Genomic DNA, 16,656 nt, shown 5'->3' with positions numbered 1-16,656 from the left:
CATTTCTATCAGGAGCAAGAACATGCGCGCCGAAGCGCAGGATCATATTGACAAGATCGACGCCGCGCTGGCGCTGCTGCGCCGCTTTCTCGACTGGGACCGCGCGGTGCGGCGGCTCGACGAGCTGAACGCCAAGGTCGAGGACCCGACCCTCTGGAACGACCAGAAGGCCGCGCAGGAGGTCATGCGCGAACGCCGCCGCCTCGACGAGGCGATCACCGCGACGCGCGCGATCGAAAGCGAATGCGCCGACACCGCCGAGCTGATCGAACTTGCGGAGATGGAGGGCGACGAGGCGATGGTCGACGATGCCGTCGCCAGCCTCGCCGCGCTCGCCGCGCGCGCCGAGGAGGACAAGATCAAGGCGCTGCTGGCGGGCGAGGCCGACGCCAACGACGCCTATATCGAGGTCCACGCCGGTGCCGGGGGGACCGAGAGCCAGGATTGGGCCGAAATGCTCCAGCGCATGTACAGCCGCTGGGCCGAAAAGCGCGGCTTCAAGGTCGAGCTGGTCGAATATCAGGCGGGCGAACAGGCGGGCATCAAATCGGCGACGATGCTGGTGAAGGGCGAGAATGCCTATGGCTATGCGAAGACCGAAAGCGGCGTCCACCGCCTCGTCCGCATCTCGCCCTACGACAGTTCGGCGCGCCGCCACACCAGCTTTTCGAGTGTCTGGGTCTATCCGGTGATCGACGACAATATCGACATCGAGATCAACGAAGGCGACCTCAAGATCGACACCTACCGCGCCTCGGGTGCGGGCGGGCAGCACGTCAACACGACCGATTCGGCGGTGCGTATCACCCACATCCCGACCGGCATCGTCGTCGCGTCGCAGAACGACCGGTCGCAGCACAAGAACCGCGCGACCGCGATGGGCATGCTCAAGGCGCGGATGTACGAGGCCGAGCTGCAGAAGCGCGAGGCGGCGGCGTCGGGCGAATATGCCGCCAAGACCGAAATCGGCTGGGGCCACCAGATCCGCTCCTATGTGCTTCAGCCCTATCAGCTGGTGAAGGATCTGCGCACCGGCGTGACCTCGACCGCCCCCGGCGACGTGCTCGACGGCGCGCTCGACCCGTTCATGGCGGCGGCGCTGTCGCAGAAGGTGACCGGCGAAAAGGTCGAGGTGGAGGATATCGACTGATGCTCCGCGGCGCCGCCCTGTTCGCCGCGCTGGCGGCGCTGCCGCTGCTCGGCGGCTGCGATGCGCCGTGGAACGACGACGCCGCCCGCGCCGAAACCGCGCGCGACTTCCCGCCCGCCGACCGCCCCGTCGCGCCGACCGTCTCGACCAAATGGTCGACCGAGGAAGCGCGCGACCGGGTGAACGAGGCCGAGGACGTCATGGACTCGGCCGACGTCCGCCCCGGCATGACCGTCGCCGACATCGGCGCGGGCGACGGCTATTACACCGTGCGCCTCGCCCAGCGCGTCGGCGCCGGCGGGCGCGTGCTCGCGCAGGACATCATGCCCGAGGTGATCGAACGGCTCGCCGATCGCGTGACGCGCGAACGGCTCGACAATGTCTCGGTCAAACTCGGCGCGGTCGACGATCCGCGCCTCCCCGCGAACAGCTTCGATCGCGTCTTCATGGTCCATATGTATCACGAGATCGGCGAACCCTATGCCTTCCTGTGGCGGCTGCGTCCGGCGCTGCGCGCAGGCGGGCAGGTGCTCGTCGTCGACGGCGACCGCCCGATCGCCGACCATGGCACCCCCTTCCGCCTGCTCGTCTGCGAATTCGAGGCGGTGGGCTACAAGCTCGTCTCCTACGACGACAAGCAGCACGCCGGCGGCTATCTCGCGCGCTTCGTGCCGGAGGGAAAACGCCCGGCGCCCAGGGACATCAAGGTGTGCCAGAATCCGTGACTCTTCTCCCCTCCCGCAAGCGGCAGGGGAAAGGGTCAATACACCACCAGCCGGTCCCCGGCCCCCAGTCCGCCAAGGAAACTCACCAGCCCCGCGGCGCGCGCCTGCGGGGCCATCTCCTCCGTCGTCAGCCCGGCCAGCGCCATGCCCGACTGGCAGGCGAACAGGCCGACCTCCATCGCGATCGCCTCTTCGACCATCCCGGCCAGATCGGGCTGCCCCGCCGCCCGCCGCGCGGCGTCGCCGGCAAAGGAGACGGGCGCGCGCAGCAGCGCGACCGCCTCGCCCTGCAGGAAGATTCGCGTCGGCCGCCCGAGCGCCGCCGATGCCATCGCGGTCTCGAGCGCCGCATAGAGCCGCCGCCCGTCCGCGCCCGCGACGATGATGCTCAGCCCCGGCATGCCGCGCACTCCGGATCCTTGCCGATCCCGACCTCGCGCCAGCGCCGTTCGAGCATGTCGACGATCGCGAGCCGCCCCGCCAGGCTCGACCCCCAGCCGGTCAGCGCGCGCACGGTTTCGAGCGCCGCCATCGTGCCGACCATGCCTGCGAGTGCGCCCATCACCCCGGTCTCGGCGCAGTTGATCCCCTCGCGGTCGGGATCGGCCCCGACGAGGCACTGATAACAGGGGGCGTCCGTGCGCCATCCCTCGTACAGCGCCACCTGCCCTTCGAACGCCCCGATCGCGGCCGACAGCAGCGGGATTTCCAGCGCCACCGCGGCGCGGTTGACCGCCAGCCGCGTCTCGAAATTGTCGCACCCGTCGAGGATCAGGCTCGCTCCCGCCAGCAGCGCCCCGGCATTGCTGCTGTCGAACCGCTTCACGACCGGCACCGCCTCGACATGCGGATTGATCCGCCGCGCCGCGTCCGCCGCGACCCCGGCCTTGGACGCACCGATGTCGGCGTCGGTGAACAAGGGCTGGCGCTGCAAATTGGACAGTTCGACGACATCATGGTCGATGATCGTCAGCTTAGCCCACCCCCGCCGCCGCCAGATAAGTGATCGCCGGACAGCCGATCCCGCCCGCGCCGATTACCGCGACATGCGCGGCCTTCAGCTTCGCCTGACCGGCGCCGCCAAACTGCGGCAGGATGATTTGGCGCGCGTAACGGTCGAGTTCGGCGTCAGACAGCAACAAAAAAGTCCCACAAAAAGCCATTCGCCCTGAGCTTGTCGAAGGGCCGTCCTATCTTTGACGCCGGGAAAGAACAGTGCTTCGACAAGCTCAGCACGAACGGAAAGAAAGACATGCGTTTGAGGGCAAGGCTACTCCCCCGGCCGCCGCATCTGGATGCCCGACAGCGACCCGACATTGTCGGGGATATTGTCGTCGACCGGTTCTTCCTCTTCGGCGCCTTCGCTCGCGACGCCGGTCGATCCGAAGCCGCCCGCGCCGCGCGCGGTCTCGTCGAGGCTTTCGACCTCGGCGAAGGCGGCGCGCTGCACGGGCGCGGGCACCAGCTGCGCGATGCGGTCGCCGCGCCTGATCTCGAAACTCTCGTCGCCGAGGTTCGCGAGGATCACCTTCACCTCGCCGCGATAGTCGCTGTCGATCGTGCCGGGCGTGTTGAGACAGGTGATGCCATGTTTCAGCGCGAGTCCCGAACGCGGGCGCACCTGCACCTCATAACCCGCGGGGATCGCCATCGCGAAGCCTGTCGCGACCGCGTGGCGCGTGCCCGGCCGGATCGTCAGCGACTCCGCCGCGACCACATCCATTCCCGCCGCGCCATCCGACGCATAGGCGGGCAGGGGCAGGCCGCCGCCATTGGGCAGGCGCTGGATCCGGATATCAATCGGACTGGCGGGGGATACGCGCATCGAGTTCATCGGCGATCTTTTCCATCAATTTGCGGGCGACCGCCTCCTTGGGCAGCCGCTCCCAGCTGTCTACGCCCGCTTTGCTAACGATATGCACCCGATTCGTCTCGCCCCCCATCGGGTCGGCGGCGACGTCGTTGGCGACGATCCAGTCGCATCCCTTGCGCGCCAGCTTCGCCCGTGCATGGTCCAGCACATCGTTGGTCTCGGCGGCAAAGCCGATCAGCAGGGCCGGGCGCTGCGGACTCTTCGCGACGCCCGCCAATATGTCGGGATTTTCGGCGAGCGCCAGCGGCGGCACCTGCCCGCTGCCGTCCTTCTTGATCTTCTGCGCCGACGTATCGGCGGCGCGCCAGTCGGCGACCGCGGCGACCATGATCGCGGCATCGACGGGCAGGCCCGCTGCGACCTCTGCCGCCATTTCGCGCGCGGTCTCGACATCGACGCGGATCACGCCGGGCGGCGTCGGCAGCGGCACCGGCCCCGCGATCAGCAGCACCTCGGCCCCCGCTTCGGCGGCGGCGGCGGCGATCGCGAACCCCTGCTTCCCGCTCGACCGGTTGGCGATATAGCGCACCGGGTCGATCGGCTCGTGCGTCGGCCCGGCGGTGATCAGGATACGGCGGCCATAGAGCGGGCGATGGTTGGCGGGCGCGAAATCGGGCTGTCCCCCCAGCGGCGAAGCGACGGGCGCGCTGGCGATCGCCGCCTCGATCGCCGCAAAGATCGCCGCCGGTTCGGGCAGCCGGCCCGGTCCATATTCGCCGCACGCCATCTCACCCTCGTCGGGTTCCATCACCGTCACGCCGTCGCCGCGCAGGGTAGCGACATTGCGCCGCGTCGCCGCGTGCAGCCACATGCGCACATTCATCGCGGGCGCCGCGAGCACCGGCTTGTCGGTCGCGAGCAGCAAGGTGGTCGCCATGTCGTCGGCGATGCCCGCCGCCATCTTCGCAAGCAGGTCGGCGGTTGCCGGCGCGACGACCACCAGGTCGGCCTCGCGCGAGAGCTGGATATGCCCCATCTCGACCTCGTCCTTCAGGTCGAAGAGATCGGTATGGACCTTGTTCTCGCTGAGCGCCGCGAGCGTCAGCGGCGTCACGAACCGCTCCCCCGCGCGCGTCAGCACGCAGCGCACGACATGGCCCGCCTTGCGCAGCAGACGTACGAGCTCGATGCTCTTGTACGCGGCGATGCCGCCGCCGATGATGAGCAGGATGCGGGGATTTGCCATTATCAAACTCCCGTCACCAGCATGTCGAGCGCGTTCAATATGTCATAGCGTTGGTCGGCGAGCGATGTGACGCGCGCGCCCAGTTCCTTCGAATCAACCGCGGACGCCAATTGTGTTGCGAGGACATGCTGCTGAGCCGTCGATTTCGAAAACGGGGTGCAGGCGCGACAGTTTCTGCGCGGTTTGTGATGGAACCAGCGGAATGACGAAACGGGTATCGAAGTGGTCGAGCAGGTCGCTTTGACAATCGAGCAGCAGGTCGGCACCGTCGAGACTTTGGTGAACGTCGAACTGCGGCATCAGAACAGTCGATATTTGGCCAGCGGCAGACCATGTTTCCGGGTATAGTCGTTCCAGCTCTCGATCGCCGCGCGATTTTCCTCTTTCCACGCTGCTTCGCGCGCCTTCTTGACCTGGGCGGCCAGCCCTGATTGGCAAGCCTCGCTTACGTTGATACCGAGCTTCCTGGCTTCCTCGACCAGCTCGGCGCTCAGCGACACATTGGTCGGCTTTTTGGGGGCCGCTTTCTTGGGTCCTTCGAATCGCGCTAAGCCGGTTCATCGCCATTCTCCTTGCGCATGGAGTATGCGCATTCCAGATCAATCTGGCAAGGGGAGCGGATGGCTTGTCGGCAGCCGCAAGAGCCGGTGCGTGAGTGTGCTAAGCAAAAGCACCGGGAACGGCACCCATCAATACCGCAGTCGCCAGCGTCTTGGCGTGCCAATCGCCCGTGGCGATCGTCAGTACGACGATCGGCAGCGCGCCGAGCGCGGCGCCGACGCTACTCCACGCCAGCCGCCGCGCCGCCCAGCCATGATGGCTGGCTAGGCCGAGGCCCAGGGCGGTCGCGCCGAGACAGAAGGGCCAGACGAAAAACAGACCGACTACGCCACCGAGCGCCAGTGCCGCCAGAAACTGGCCGATATCGAAAGGAAAAGCGTCGATCTCGATCGTAAACAGCGTAAAAATGCCAAGCGTTGCGAGCATGCCTGTCGCGATCGAGGCAAGGAAAGTGGCTCCGCCGACACCGTACGCGACGTCTATCCGAGCCACATCACCCCCGCGACCCCCGCCGCCGCGCCCACCAGCGCGGTCAGCGCATAGCGCCACCATGTCGACGGTTTCCCATTCCCCACGATCAGCGGAATCTCGGGCAGCGGCGGCGCCGGCGGGGCGCCGCCCTTGCGCGGCAATTGCTCGTCCAGCCGCCGGATGATGTCGGGGATCAGCGCCAGCGTCTTGCCCTGCTGGCGCAAACCGTCCGCCAGCGCGGCCTCGGGGCCCAGTTCGTCGCGAATCCATTCGCGCACGAACGGCCCCGACACGTCCCACATGTTGATCTTCGGGTTCAGCATCGTCGCGACGCCCTCGACCATCACCATCGTTTTCTGGAGCAACAGCAGGTGCGGCTGCGTCTGCATGTCGAAATCGCGCGTGATCGCGAACAGCCCGTCGAGCATCTGCCCGACGCTGAGCTCGCTCACCGGCTTGCCGCGCATCGGCTCGCCGACCGCGCGCAGCGCCGTCGCGAACTCCTCGACATTGTGATAGTCGGGCACATATTGCGCCTCGAAATGGATTTCGGCGACGCGGCGGTAATTGCCGGTGGTGAGCCCATAGAGAATCTCGGCGAGCCAATAGCGCGCCTGCCGGTTGATCCGTCCCATGATGCCGAAATCGACTGCGGCGATCGTCCCGTCGGCCTTCACGAACAAATTGCCCTGGTGCATGTCGGCGTGAAAGAAACCCTCGGCGATCGCCTGCCGCAGGAAGGCGTTGACGAGGTTCGCCGACAGCGCCTCCATGTCGTGCCCCGCGGCGACCAGCCTGTCGCGGTGCGAAATCTTGATCCCGTCGATCCAGCTCATCGTCATCACGCGGCTCGCGGTGCGGTCCCAGTCGATCGCGGGAACCTCGTAATGCGGCACCGCCGCCATCGCCTCAGCGAGTTCGGACGCCGACGCCGCCTCGCGCCGGAGGTCGAGTTCGCGCAGCGTCCAGCGGCGGAAATTGGCGATCACCTCGCGCGGGCGCAGCCTTTTGGCCTCGCCGCCGAGCGCTTCCAGATGCGCCGCCGCCCATTCATAGGTGTCGATGTCGCGCGCGAACTGCTTGTCGATGCCCGGACGGCGCACCTTGACCGCGACCGTGCGCCCGTCGCTGGTCACGGCGCGGTGGACCTGCGCGATCGATGCCGATCCGACGGGCTCGGGGTCGAATGTGCTGTACAGGCTTTCGAGCGGCGCCTCGAACGTGAATTCGATTTCCTGCCGGATACGCTCGAACGGCACCGGCGCCAGCGCGTCCTGCAGCGTCAGCAGGTTGCGCGCCGCCTCCTCGCCGACCAGGTCCGGACGCGTCGCCAGCGTCTGGCCCAGCTTGACCGCGGCGGGACCGATCGCCTGAAAGGCGGCGGCATAGTCGGGGATTTTCGGCTGAAGCGTGCCCAGCCGCGCGATTCGGCACAGGCGCTTCACGCCGGGCGGGGTCTGGGGTGCGCTCTCGATTCCGCGCAGCGCCCCATGACGCGCGAGGATGCGGCCCCACTTCAGCAGGCGAAAAATATGGGTGAGGGGATGGGTCACCGCAGCCCTCTCCCGCAAGCGGGAGGGGCAGCGAGACTTGCGAGCTTGCTCGCTAGTTGCAGCGGGGTGGGCGGATGCAACGGTGCTGGCCCACCCCCGGCCCCTCCCGCCTGCGGGAGGGGAGAAAAATGTGGCTCGCTCACGCCTTCCACCCGCTGTGGATCGCGACCAGCCCGCCCATGATCGGCTCGACCTTCACCGACGTGAAGCCCGCCGCGCCGATCATCTTCGCGAATTCGGGCATCGGCGGGAAACGGCGGATCGATTCGATCAGATACCGATAGCTGTCCTCGTCCTGCGCGATCAGCTTGCCAAGCTTCGGCACCAGATGGTGCGAATAGGCGTCATAGGCCTGCGCGAAACCCGGCCATTCGTTGGTCGAGAATTCGAGGCAGAAGAAGCGCCCGCCATAGCGCAGCACGCGGTGCGCTTCCTTCAGCGCCGCCGGGATGTCGGTAACGTTGCGGATGCCGAAGGCGATCGTATAGGCGTCGAAGAACTGGCCGGGAAAGCTCAGCTTCTCGGCATTCTGTTCCGACCAGACGAGGCTGTCGATGCCGCGCGCCGCCGCGCGCTCCATGCCGACGCCCAGCATGTCGGGGTTGATGTCGGCGACCGTGATGCTCGCGCCCGACGGTTCCATGCGGAACGCGATGTCGCCGGTGCCCCCCGCCATGTCGAGGATCGCCTCGCCGTCGCGCGGCTTCACGCGGCGCACGAAGCGGTCCTTCCACAGCCGGTGCAGCCCGCCCGACATCGCATCGTTCATGATGTCGTACTTGCGCGCGACGCGGCTGAACACTTCGCCGACCATCGCGGTCTTCTCGGTCGCGGGGACCTGTTCATAACCGAAGCTGACGGTGTCGGGGGTGGCCATGAGGAATGCGCCTTTGCGGGGAGAAACGAAATTCGACCGGCCTTTAGCCGGGCCTTGCCGCCCGCGCAAATGGCGCGTAGCCCGGCCCGCGATATGCCCGAGCTTCCCGAAGTCGAAACCACCGTCCGCGGCCTCGCGCCCTTTCTCGAAGGGCAGCGCCTGACGTCGGTCATCACCTTCCGCCCCGACCTGCGCCGCGCCTTCCCCGCCGACCTCGCGCAGCGGCTGACCGGTGCCACTGTCACCCGCCTGTCGCGGCGGGCCAAATATGGCATCGTGTCGACCGACCGCGACGATCATATGATCTTCCACCTCGGCATGTCGGGACGCTGGCGCACCGAGGGCGGCGAGGCGGGCAAGCACGACCATCTGCTGCTCGAGACCGGGGCGGGGCACCGGCTCTTCCTGCACGACCCGCGCCGCTTCGGCTCGGTCGACCTCGTCGCAGGCGATCCGCTGACGCTGTTTCCGGCCTTCGTCACGCTCGGCCCCGAACCCTTGTCCGATGCCTTCGACGCCGCCTGTCTCGCGAGGGCGCTCGCCGGCCGCCGTGCCCCGGTCAAGGCGATGCTGCTCGACCAGACGGTGGTCGCGGGGCTCGGCAACATCTATGTGTGCGAGGCGCTCAACATGGCGCGCATCCACCCGGCAAAGCCCGCCGCCGACGTCTCGAAGGCGAAGCTCGCTTCGCTCGTGCCCGCGATCAAGGACGTCCTCACCGCCGCGATCGCCGCGGGCGGCTCGACGCTACGCGACTTTCTGAGTCCGGAGGGCGATCTCGGCTATTTCGCCAAGGACTGGCGCGTCTATGGCCGCGAGGGCGAGACGTGCGAGTGCGGCGGCACGATCGTCCGCATCGTCCAGGCGGGCCGCTCGACCTTCTATTGCCCCAAATGCCAGCGACTTTGAGGTTCCTCCCCGGAACGGGGAGGGGGACCACCGAAGGTGGTGGAGGGGCACCCTCGCTCATACGCAGCATATTCGGGCCTGTGCCCCTCCACCATGCTTCGCATGGTCCCCCTCCCCCGCTGGGGGAGGATCGTCTTTCTACCCCGAAAACCATTGACCAAAGCCGCCTTGCTGGCTATGGGCGCACCCTTCGAGCAGGGTCCGGTGTTCCGGAACCGGCCGTATCCGGACATTGATTCGCCCGTTTCGCGCGATTCGGCTGCTCCGGTGACGCTGTGCTCCGACCGACTTTGACTGTTTGAACACCGAGGAATTTATGGCCAATACGCCCCAGGCAAAAAAGCGCATCCGCCGCAACACCGCGCGCACCATCGTGAACAAGAATCGCGTCTCGCGCATCCGCACCCTCGTCAAGAAGGTCGAGAATGCCGTCGCCGCCGGTGACAAGGACGCCGCCGCCGCCGCGCTGAAGGCCGCGCAGCCCGAAATGGCGCGCGGCGTCGCCAAGGGCGTGCTGCACAAGAACACCGTCGCGCGCAAATATTCGCGCCTGACCAAGAGCGTCAACGCCATCGCCTGACCGCTCGGCCGATTCGGCCCCGCGCCGCATCGCGACTCGAAAAGACCCGCCGGCACCTCGCCCGCGGGTCTTTTTGTGTCCATTTCGGGACGCCGCCATGCGAGTGCTTTTGTGACATCGCCGTGGCAATAGTGTTGCAACGCGGTAAGTGACGGATTTACCGCGATTCGTTGCTTGCTGACAGGATTGTCACAAATAACATACTGAAAAGTATAGGAAAATTATCCATTTGGCGCGAATCCGGGGTGCTTGGCGAGTCAAGATTTTTATTTCAATATTTTTACATCGGCGGCTCTTGATAGACTCCGCTTCCCCTGCCTAGACATAGGATGTCATCGGCCTTCGCCGCTGGCCGCCACATCACATGATTCGCCGTCCTTCGCTGCTTGCGCGGAACGGGAAACTGCGTCCTGCGATCGGGGCGCGCGGAGCTGTGGGCGGCGGCGGCGATCCTGCCGGTGACCGGGTGATCGGGGGACAGGCGTGGTTTCAGGTGGGGAGTGCGATGGTCGGCGTGACGGAGAAACGGCGATGAGCGGCGATGTCGCGATGCTGTGGCCGCGCGTCGCCGAAGGGCTCCGCCGCGATCTCGGCGCGCGCACCTTCGACCATTGGCTGAAGCCGGTGCGCTTCGCCGACTATTGCACCCTGTCGGGCGTCGTCACGCTCGAGGCCGCGAGCCGCTTCTCGGCCAACTGGATCAACGAACGCTTCGGCGACCGGCTCGAACTCGCGTGGCGCCAGCTGCTGCCCGCGGTGCGCGGCGTTACCGTGCGCGGGGCGAGCGCCGCGAGCGACCGCGCCGCGCTTCTCGCCCAGCCGCCGCTGTCCGCCTTCGACGCGCCGCCCGCCCCCGCCGCGAACCCGGCGCTGCTCGGTTTCGACCCGCGGCTGTCGTTCGACCGGTTCGTCGTCGCGCGCTCGAACATCCTCGCCGCCAATGCCGCGCGCCGCATGGCGATGGTCGAGGCGCCGCAGTTCAACCCGCTCTACCTCTGCTCGGGTACCGGCCAGGGCAAGACCCACCTGCTTCAGGCGATCGCGCAGGATTATGCCGCAGCGCACCCGACCGCGACGATCATCCTGATGTCGGCGGAAAAATTCATGCTCGAATTCGTCGGCGCGATGCGCGGCGGCGACATGATGGCGTTCAAGGCGCGGCTGCGCGCCGCCGACCTGCTGCTGCTCGACGATCTGCAATTCGTGATCGGCAAGAATTCGACGCAGGAGGAACTGCTCCACACGATCGACGACCTGATGACCGTCGGCAAGCGCCTCGTCGTCACCGCCGACCGACCGCCCGCGATGCTCGATGGGGTCGAGGCGCGGCTGCTGTCGCGGCTGTCGGGCGGGCTGGTCGCCGATATCGAGGCGCCCGAGGACGATCTGCGCGAGCGCATCATCCGCCAGCGGCTCGCCGCGATGCCGATGGTCGAGGTGCCGGACGATGTCGTCGCCTATCTGGTCAAGCATTTCACGCGCAACATCCGCGAGCTCGAAGGCGCGCTCAACAAATTGCTCGCCTATGCCGCGCTCACCGGCGCGCGCATCGACCTCGCGCTCGCCGAGGACCGGCTCGCCGAAAATGTCCGCAGCGCCCGCCCGCGCATCACGATCGACGAGATCCAGCGCGCGGTCTGCGCGCATTACAAGCTCGACAAATCGGAAATGGCCTCGAAGCGCCGCGTCCGCGCGATCGCGCGTCCGCGTCAGGTCGCGATGTATCTGGCGAAGGAACTGACTCCCCGTTCCTACCCCGAAATCGGCCGCCGCTTCGGCGGGCGCGATCATTCGACGGTGATCCACGCGGTACGCACGGTCGAGGCGCTGCGCGTCAGCGACAGCGAACTCGACGCCGAAATCGCCGCGATCCGACGCAGCCTCAACAGCTGATCCACCGTTTTTACCGGGTTTATCCCCGGACTTGCACACGCCCGGCTGATCGGGACGCCGCCGGTCGTTGGCCCTGCGGGTTGCTGTGCGCAGATGGGTTCGTTCAAGATCGGCCGGTCGGGATTTTTTGTTTCGCACAAAGGCACAAAGGCACGAAGGGGCTGGTTCACGGCCGCAAGGCCGCTTCTTCATTATCGCCGCGTCCTGCCGAAATGTCAGAAGAATGAAGCCGCTTAGCGTTCAACACGACATCTTCGTGCCTTTGTGCCTTTGTGCGAAATATATTTCGCCGCCATCTTCGGCCAGGGGCTCGCCTTCCTTTGCTACGCCGCACCATCTGCGAAAATAAAAAGGCCCGCCGTCCGGATGGAAGGCGGGCCTTTGCCGTTCGTTTACGGGCTTCACCCCTTCTCGGGCGGCGCCACGGTGATCCGCACCTTCTCGCCCGAATTGCCGGGAAAGCCGGTGAACATCGCCTCGACCAGATTGGGGACGATCGTCTGGAGGTTGTTGTCTCGCGACTGCGCCTCGGCGCGGCCCTCGAACAGGCGGTAGCCGTCCGACGCGCGGCTGATCTGCAGGTCGAGCCCGCTGGTGTAGACGGTGTAGCTTTCGATGTCGTTATAGCCGAAACCCGGCCCGAACCCGCCCCACAGGAAGGGATCGCGATAGCCGTAGACGAAGCGGCGCCCGCCGCGGCCGCGCACGATCACCGGCGGGCCGTAAAAGCCGCGGCCGTAATAGCCGCCGTACCAGGGATCGCCGAAACCGGTGCTGCGCACGCGCTCGCGCCCCTTGTCGATGTCGTAGCCCAGGCGCACGACCATGTCGGGGCGTTCGCCGGGGGCCGCGGGGCGATAGCCGAAGCGGGTCAGCTCGCCGGCGACCAGGTTCGCATATTGGCCGAACTCGATCCCGCCGGCGAGCGCGGGATTGCCGGCCTCGACGGTGAAGCTCTGGCCCTGCGGCGCCGGAAGCTGGGTCTGGAAGCGCGCGACGTCGGCGCGGAAGGGGGTGGCGCAGCCGGCGACCGCCAGCGTCGCGGCGGTCAGCGCGGCAAGGCTCAACCGGCGGAATTTGCTCTTGTTCATCATCGTCTTCGCTCCGTGAGTCGGCGCGCGCGCACGCCGCCCTTTATAGCATGACTATGCCGATGCGACTTAACCTTGGTTGAACTCACCCCGTCGCAACCGGTTCCGGTGCATGATATGGCGTGCGCGCTCGCAAAAACAAGAATTTCGCACCGCGCGCAGGCGGCTTCGCGCGCCGACTTCATCACGCTCTAAATCCGATCCGTTCGCCCTGAGCTTGTCGAAGGGCCGTTCTTCCTATTGGCGTCACAAGAAGAAGAACGGTGCTTCGACAAGCTCAGCACAAACGGATTGAGGGGGTCCGCAGGTATAGGACCCCTACCCTCTCTATCGGCACAGCCCCAGCGCTGCATAGGCCGCGTCGAGCGTCGGTTGCGCCAGCGCCTTCGCCCGTTCGGCCCCGGCCTCGATCGCCGCGTCGATCGCCGCCGTATCGGCCTTGAGCGCGTTCAATCGCGTCGCGATCGGGGTCAGCGTCTCGACCAGCAACTCGCCGAGCGCCGGCTTGAACGCGCCGAAGCCCTGCCCGCCGAAACGCGCCAGCACCGCATCGACGCTCTCGTCGGCCATCGCGGCGTAGATGGCGACGAGGTTCGCCGCCTCGGGCCGCCCCGCCAGCCCCGCCGCCTCGGACGGCAGCGGTTCGGCGTCGGTCCTGGCCTTGCGGATCTTCGCCATGATCGTGTCGGCGTCGTCGACCAAGTTGATCCGGCTCGCATCGCTCGGGTCCGACTTCGACATCTTCGCCGACCCGTCGCGCAGGCTCATGATCCGCGCCGCCGTCGGCGGGATCGTCGGTTCGGGCAGGGTGAAGGTCTCGGTCCCGGTGTCGAGGTTGAACTTGGTCGCGACGTCGCGCGCCAGTTCCAGATGCTGCTTCTGGTCGTCGCCGACCGGCACATGCGTCGTCTGGTACAGCAGCACGTCGGCCGCCTGCAGCACCGGATAGGCGTAAAGCCCGACGCTCGCGCCCTCGCGGTTCTTGCCCGACTTTTCCTTGAACTGCGTCATGCGATTGAGCCAGCCGATCCGCGCGGTGCAGAACAAGAGCCACGCCAGCTCGGCATGCGCGGGGACGCGCGCCTGGTTGAACAGGATCGACCGTTCGGGGTCGATCCCCGCCGCCATCAGCGCCGCTGCCATCTCGCGCGTGTTCGCGGTCAGCTCGGCGGGGTCGTTGTGCACCGTGATCGCGTGCAGGTCGGCAAGGAAATAGAGCTTCTCGCCCTCCATCTCGTCCTGCATGCGCACCCAGTTGCGGATCGCGCCCAGATAATTGCCCAGGTGCAAATTTCCGGTGGGCTGGATGCCCGATAACGTCCGCATGATCTATTCCTCTTGAAGCACGGGTTTCGCGCGCCGCCGCGTCAGCATGGCGATCAGATCCTTGTCAAGCGCGCCGACGAGGAAAGCGGCGGCAAAGAAGACCGCGCCCCCCGCGACGCACAGCGCGCCGAGCGAGGCGATGCGCTCGATCACCGACCCAGCATAATAATCCTGCAGCTTCGGCATCAGCCACCACAGCAGCGCCGCCATCGCCGCGACCGCGACCAGCTGGCGCAAAATGCGCGCGCCGAGCTGCGCGGTGAAATGGAACCAGCCGCGCCGGTGCAGGATGACATAGAGCAGCAGGCAGTTGAGCGAGGCCGATGCCGCGGTGGCGCCGGCGAGCCCGACGATCCCATAGCGTTCGACGACATAAAGGTTGATCCCGATATTGACGATCAGCGAGGCAAGCGCGGTCCACACCGGCGTCTTCGTATCCTCGCGCGCGAAAAAACCGGGGTTCAGGATTTTCACGATCACATAGGCGGGCAGGCCGGCGACCAGCGCGACGACGATTTGCGCCATCAGCGCGCCGTCGGCCGCGGTGAACTTGCCCCCGACGAAGAAGGCGGCGGTAAAGGCGGGGGCGCAGATCGCCAGCGCGGCGGCGGCGGGCAGGGTCAGCAGCGTCGCGATCTCGAACGCATTGCTCTGCAGCCTTTGCGCCTCGGCGGTGTCGTCGCTGTGGATATGCCGCGCCAGCATCGGCAATATCGCGGTGCCGAGCGCGATGCCGACGATGCCGAGCGGCAACTGGTTCAGCCGGTCGGCGAGCTTAAGCAGGGTCAGCGACCCCTGCGGCAGGCTGGTGGCAAAGAAGGTGTCGACGAACTGGCTGATCTGATAGATGCCGGCGCCGAAGGTCGCGGGCAGGATCAGCATCCCCAGCCTTTTCACCTCGGGGGTGAATTTGGGCAGGCGGACATGCAGTTTCAGCCCGGCTTTCCGCACCGCCCGCCACAGATAGGCGAGCTGGACCACCCCCGCCGCGGCGACCGAGATGGCAAGCGCCAGCGCGACGATGCGGTCGTCGCCCGCGTCGCCGCGGATTTCGGCACCGATCAATATCCCCGCGATCAGCACGATGTTGAGCAGCACCGGCGCCGCCGCGCCCGGCGCGAAGCGCGAGCGCGCGTTGAGCAGCCCCGACAGCATCGCCACCAGGCTGACCAGCCCCAGATAGGGAAAGGTGATGCGGCTCAGAAACACCGCGAGCTCGAACTTGCCGGGAACCGTCAGAAATTCGCGCGCCAGCACCCAGACGATCCCCGGCATGGCGATCATCGCGACGGCGGAAAAGGCCAGCAGCACCCACAGGAACACGGCAAGCACATCGTCGGCGAATTTCGCCGCGGCCTCCTCGCCGCCGTCCCCGTGCAGCGCGCGGCTGTACATCGGCACGAAGGCGACCGAAAAGGCGCCCTCGGCGAACAGGCGGCGAAAGGTGTTGGGCAGGGTAAAGGCGAGCTGGAAGGCGTCGGCCGCCAGCCCCGCGCCGAGCACGCGCGCGAGCAGCATGTCGCGCGCGAAACCGAACAGGCGGCTGACCATCGTCAGCCCGCCGATCGTGCCGACGCTTTTGACGAGGCTGCTCATGCGGTGCGCTTGGCGAACGGGAGTCCGCGACCCACAAATTTCGTCATTGCGAGCGGAGCGAAGCAATCCAGGGCGGTTTTGCGCCACTCTGGATTGCCGCGGGCCTTCGGCCCTCGCAATGACGAGGGGTATTCAGAGCGATCAGGCCTGACCGACCACCACGTCGCCCGCCTGTTCGGCGTCGCGCGCCGTCAGCTGCTGCTGGAACAGGCCGTGGAAATCGATCGGTTCGAGCAGCAGCGGCGGGAAACCGCCGTCGCGCACGACGTCGGCGACGATGCGGCGCGCGAAGGGGAACAGGATGCGCGGCGCTTCGGCCAGGAAAAAGGGCTGCAGCTGGTCTTCGGGCACGTTGCGCACCCCGAACAGGCCGGCATATTTCAGGTCGACGACGAACGCGGTCAGCTCGCCCGTCTTCGACGTGACGTCGATCTTCAGCGACACTTCGAACAGGCCGTCGCCGACATTGTCGGCGCCGATGTTGAACTGGACGTCGATCTGCGGCGCGTCCTGCACCTGGAAGATCGCCGGCGCGTTCGGATTCTCGAACGACAGATCCTTTACATATTGCGAAATCAGTCCGATCGCGGGCAGATTGTCCTCGCCGTTGGACAAGGTTTCGGGGGTGAATTCGGGCGTGGTTTCGTCGGCCATGGTCGGTCTTGCTTTCCCTGTCGTCTCGTGAATGTCTCCTGCGGTTCCGCAATCTCGATCGGGCGCCGCGGGCGGTTGGGGCGGCGCTTAGCAGCGGCGGGCGGGCAGCACAATGGGCGCGGGAGCGCAACCCTTCCGGCGCGTGCGGCGTTGCGCAAGGATTGACCCGCCCCGTGGCTGCGGCCATGGTGATTTGAAACATGGCCGCCGA

At 66.8% G+C, this 16,656-nt stretch carries 14 protein-coding genes and 4 pseudogenes; 5 read left to right on the top strand and 13 right to left on the bottom strand.

Annotated elements, in window-relative coordinates; all coding sequences use genetic code 11:
- The first annotated feature begins 22 nt into the window (after positions 1 to 22).
- Together prfB and N0A20_RS15715 are read left to right on the top strand one after the other, a co-directional pair.
- Complete coding sequence (gene prfB / locus N0A20_RS15720) at positions 23 to 1,150, top strand: peptide chain release factor 2 (protein WP_260581273.1); 1,128 nt, start codon at positions 23 to 25, stop codon at positions 1,148 to 1,150.
- Positions 1,150 to 1,875 (top strand): class I SAM-dependent methyltransferase, encoded by a 726-nt coding sequence (locus N0A20_RS15715; RefSeq protein ID WP_260581271.1) that lies wholly within the window; start codon positions 1,150 to 1,152, stop codon positions 1,873 to 1,875. Before prfB ends, N0A20_RS15715 begins: the two co-directional genes overlap by 1 nt.
- A gap of 35 nt (positions 1,876 to 1,910) precedes the next feature.
- On the opposite strand, the gene N0A20_RS15710 is transcribed toward N0A20_RS15715, so the two are convergent.
- From N0A20_RS15710 to N0A20_RS15665, 9 genes and pseudogenes are all read right to left on the bottom strand, one after another.
- Positions 1,911 to 2,276, bottom strand: coding sequence for a DsrE family protein (locus tag N0A20_RS15710; protein ID WP_260583931.1), 366 nt, complete (start codon positions 2,274 to 2,276; stop codon positions 1,911 to 1,913).
- A pseudogene (locus tag N0A20_RS15705) lies at positions 2,264 to 3,017 on the bottom strand (HesA/MoeB/ThiF family protein). The gene N0A20_RS15710 and the pseudogene N0A20_RS15705 overlap by 13 nt, the downstream one beginning before the upstream one ends.
- Before the next feature lie 227 nt (positions 3,018 to 3,244).
- Positions 3,245 to 3,700 (bottom strand): annotated as a pseudogene (gene dut, locus N0A20_RS15700) (dUTP diphosphatase); the annotation flags it as partial.
- Positions 3,672 to 4,934: a bifunctional phosphopantothenoylcysteine decarboxylase/phosphopantothenate--cysteine ligase CoaBC gene (gene coaBC / locus N0A20_RS15695; protein ID WP_260581270.1), complete on the bottom strand. Its 1,263-nt coding sequence runs from the start codon at positions 4,932 to 4,934 to the stop codon at positions 3,672 to 3,674. The pseudogene dut and the gene coaBC, both read right to left, overlap by 29 nt.
- 2 nt (positions 4,935 to 4,936) lie before the next feature.
- Positions 4,937 to 5,234 (bottom strand): annotated as a pseudogene (locus N0A20_RS15690) (CcdB family protein).
- Positions 5,234 to 5,437: pseudogene (locus N0A20_RS15680) on the bottom strand (type II toxin-antitoxin system CcdA family antitoxin); the annotation flags it as partial. The pseudogenes N0A20_RS15690 and N0A20_RS15680, both read right to left, overlap by 1 nt.
- Before the next feature lie 157 nt (positions 5,438 to 5,594).
- Positions 5,595 to 5,921, bottom strand: coding sequence for a hypothetical protein (locus tag N0A20_RS15675; protein WP_260581269.1), 327 nt, complete (start codon positions 5,919 to 5,921; stop codon positions 5,595 to 5,597).
- A 53-nt stretch (positions 5,922 to 5,974) separates the two neighbouring features.
- Complete coding sequence (gene ubiB / locus N0A20_RS15670) at positions 5,975 to 7,519, bottom strand: 2-polyprenylphenol 6-hydroxylase (protein ID WP_260581268.1); 1,545 nt, start codon at positions 7,517 to 7,519, stop codon at positions 5,975 to 5,977.
- A gap of 139 nt (positions 7,520 to 7,658) precedes the next feature.
- Positions 7,659 to 8,396 (bottom strand): class I SAM-dependent methyltransferase, encoded by a 738-nt coding sequence (locus tag N0A20_RS15665; RefSeq protein WP_260581266.1) that lies wholly within the window; start codon positions 8,394 to 8,396, stop codon positions 7,659 to 7,661.
- Between the two features lie 93 nt (positions 8,397 to 8,489).
- Between N0A20_RS15665 and mutM the strand changes: the two genes are divergently transcribed.
- From mutM to dnaA, 3 genes are all read left to right on the top strand, one after another.
- Complete coding sequence (gene mutM, locus N0A20_RS15660) at positions 8,490 to 9,305, top strand: bifunctional DNA-formamidopyrimidine glycosylase/DNA-(apurinic or apyrimidinic site) lyase (protein WP_260581265.1); 816 nt, start codon at positions 8,490 to 8,492, stop codon at positions 9,303 to 9,305.
- A gap of 316 nt (positions 9,306 to 9,621) precedes the next feature.
- Entirely contained in the window at positions 9,622 to 9,885 is a 264-nt protein-coding gene (gene rpsT, locus N0A20_RS15655) for a 30S ribosomal protein S20 (RefSeq protein ID WP_077147797.1), read from the top strand.
- Positions 9,886 to 10,416: 531 nt separating this feature from the next.
- Positions 10,417 to 11,778, top strand: a complete 1,362-nt coding sequence (gene dnaA / locus N0A20_RS15650; RefSeq protein WP_260581264.1) for a chromosomal replication initiator protein DnaA — start codon at positions 10,417 to 10,419, stop codon at positions 11,776 to 11,778.
- 401 nt (positions 11,779 to 12,179) lie between these two features.
- Here the strand turns inward: dnaA and N0A20_RS15645 are convergent, their stop codons facing one another.
- The 4 genes from N0A20_RS15645 to secB all read right to left on the bottom strand — a co-directional run bounded on the left by N0A20_RS15645 (position 12,180) and on the right by secB (position 16,445).
- A complete protein-coding gene (locus tag N0A20_RS15645; RefSeq protein ID WP_260583929.1) occupies positions 12,180 to 12,869 on the bottom strand; it encodes a DUF4136 domain-containing protein in 690 nt (229 codons plus the stop codon).
- Positions 12,870 to 13,196: 327 nt separating this feature from the next.
- A complete protein-coding gene (trpS, locus tag N0A20_RS15640; protein WP_260581263.1) occupies positions 13,197 to 14,195 on the bottom strand; it encodes a tryptophan--tRNA ligase in 999 nt (332 codons plus the stop codon).
- A 3-nt stretch (positions 14,196 to 14,198) separates the two neighbouring features.
- Positions 14,199 to 15,791: a murein biosynthesis integral membrane protein MurJ gene (gene murJ, locus N0A20_RS15635; protein WP_260581262.1), complete on the bottom strand. Its 1,593-nt coding sequence runs from the start codon at positions 15,789 to 15,791 to the stop codon at positions 14,199 to 14,201.
- A gap of 141 nt (positions 15,792 to 15,932) precedes the next feature.
- Positions 15,933 to 16,445 carry a protein-export chaperone SecB gene (secB, locus tag N0A20_RS15630; protein WP_260581261.1) on the bottom strand — a complete coding sequence of 171 codons (513 nt, stop codon included), beginning with the start codon at positions 16,443 to 16,445 and terminating at the stop codon, positions 15,933 to 15,935.
- Positions 16,446 to 16,656 lie beyond the last annotated feature (211 nt).

The sequence above is a fragment of the Sphingopyxis sp. PET50 genome (assembly GCF_025244705.1).
Lineage (GTDB): Bacteria > Pseudomonadota > Alphaproteobacteria > Sphingomonadales > Sphingomonadaceae > Sphingopyxis.
This window is presented reverse-complemented; position numbering and strand designations above follow the sequence as displayed.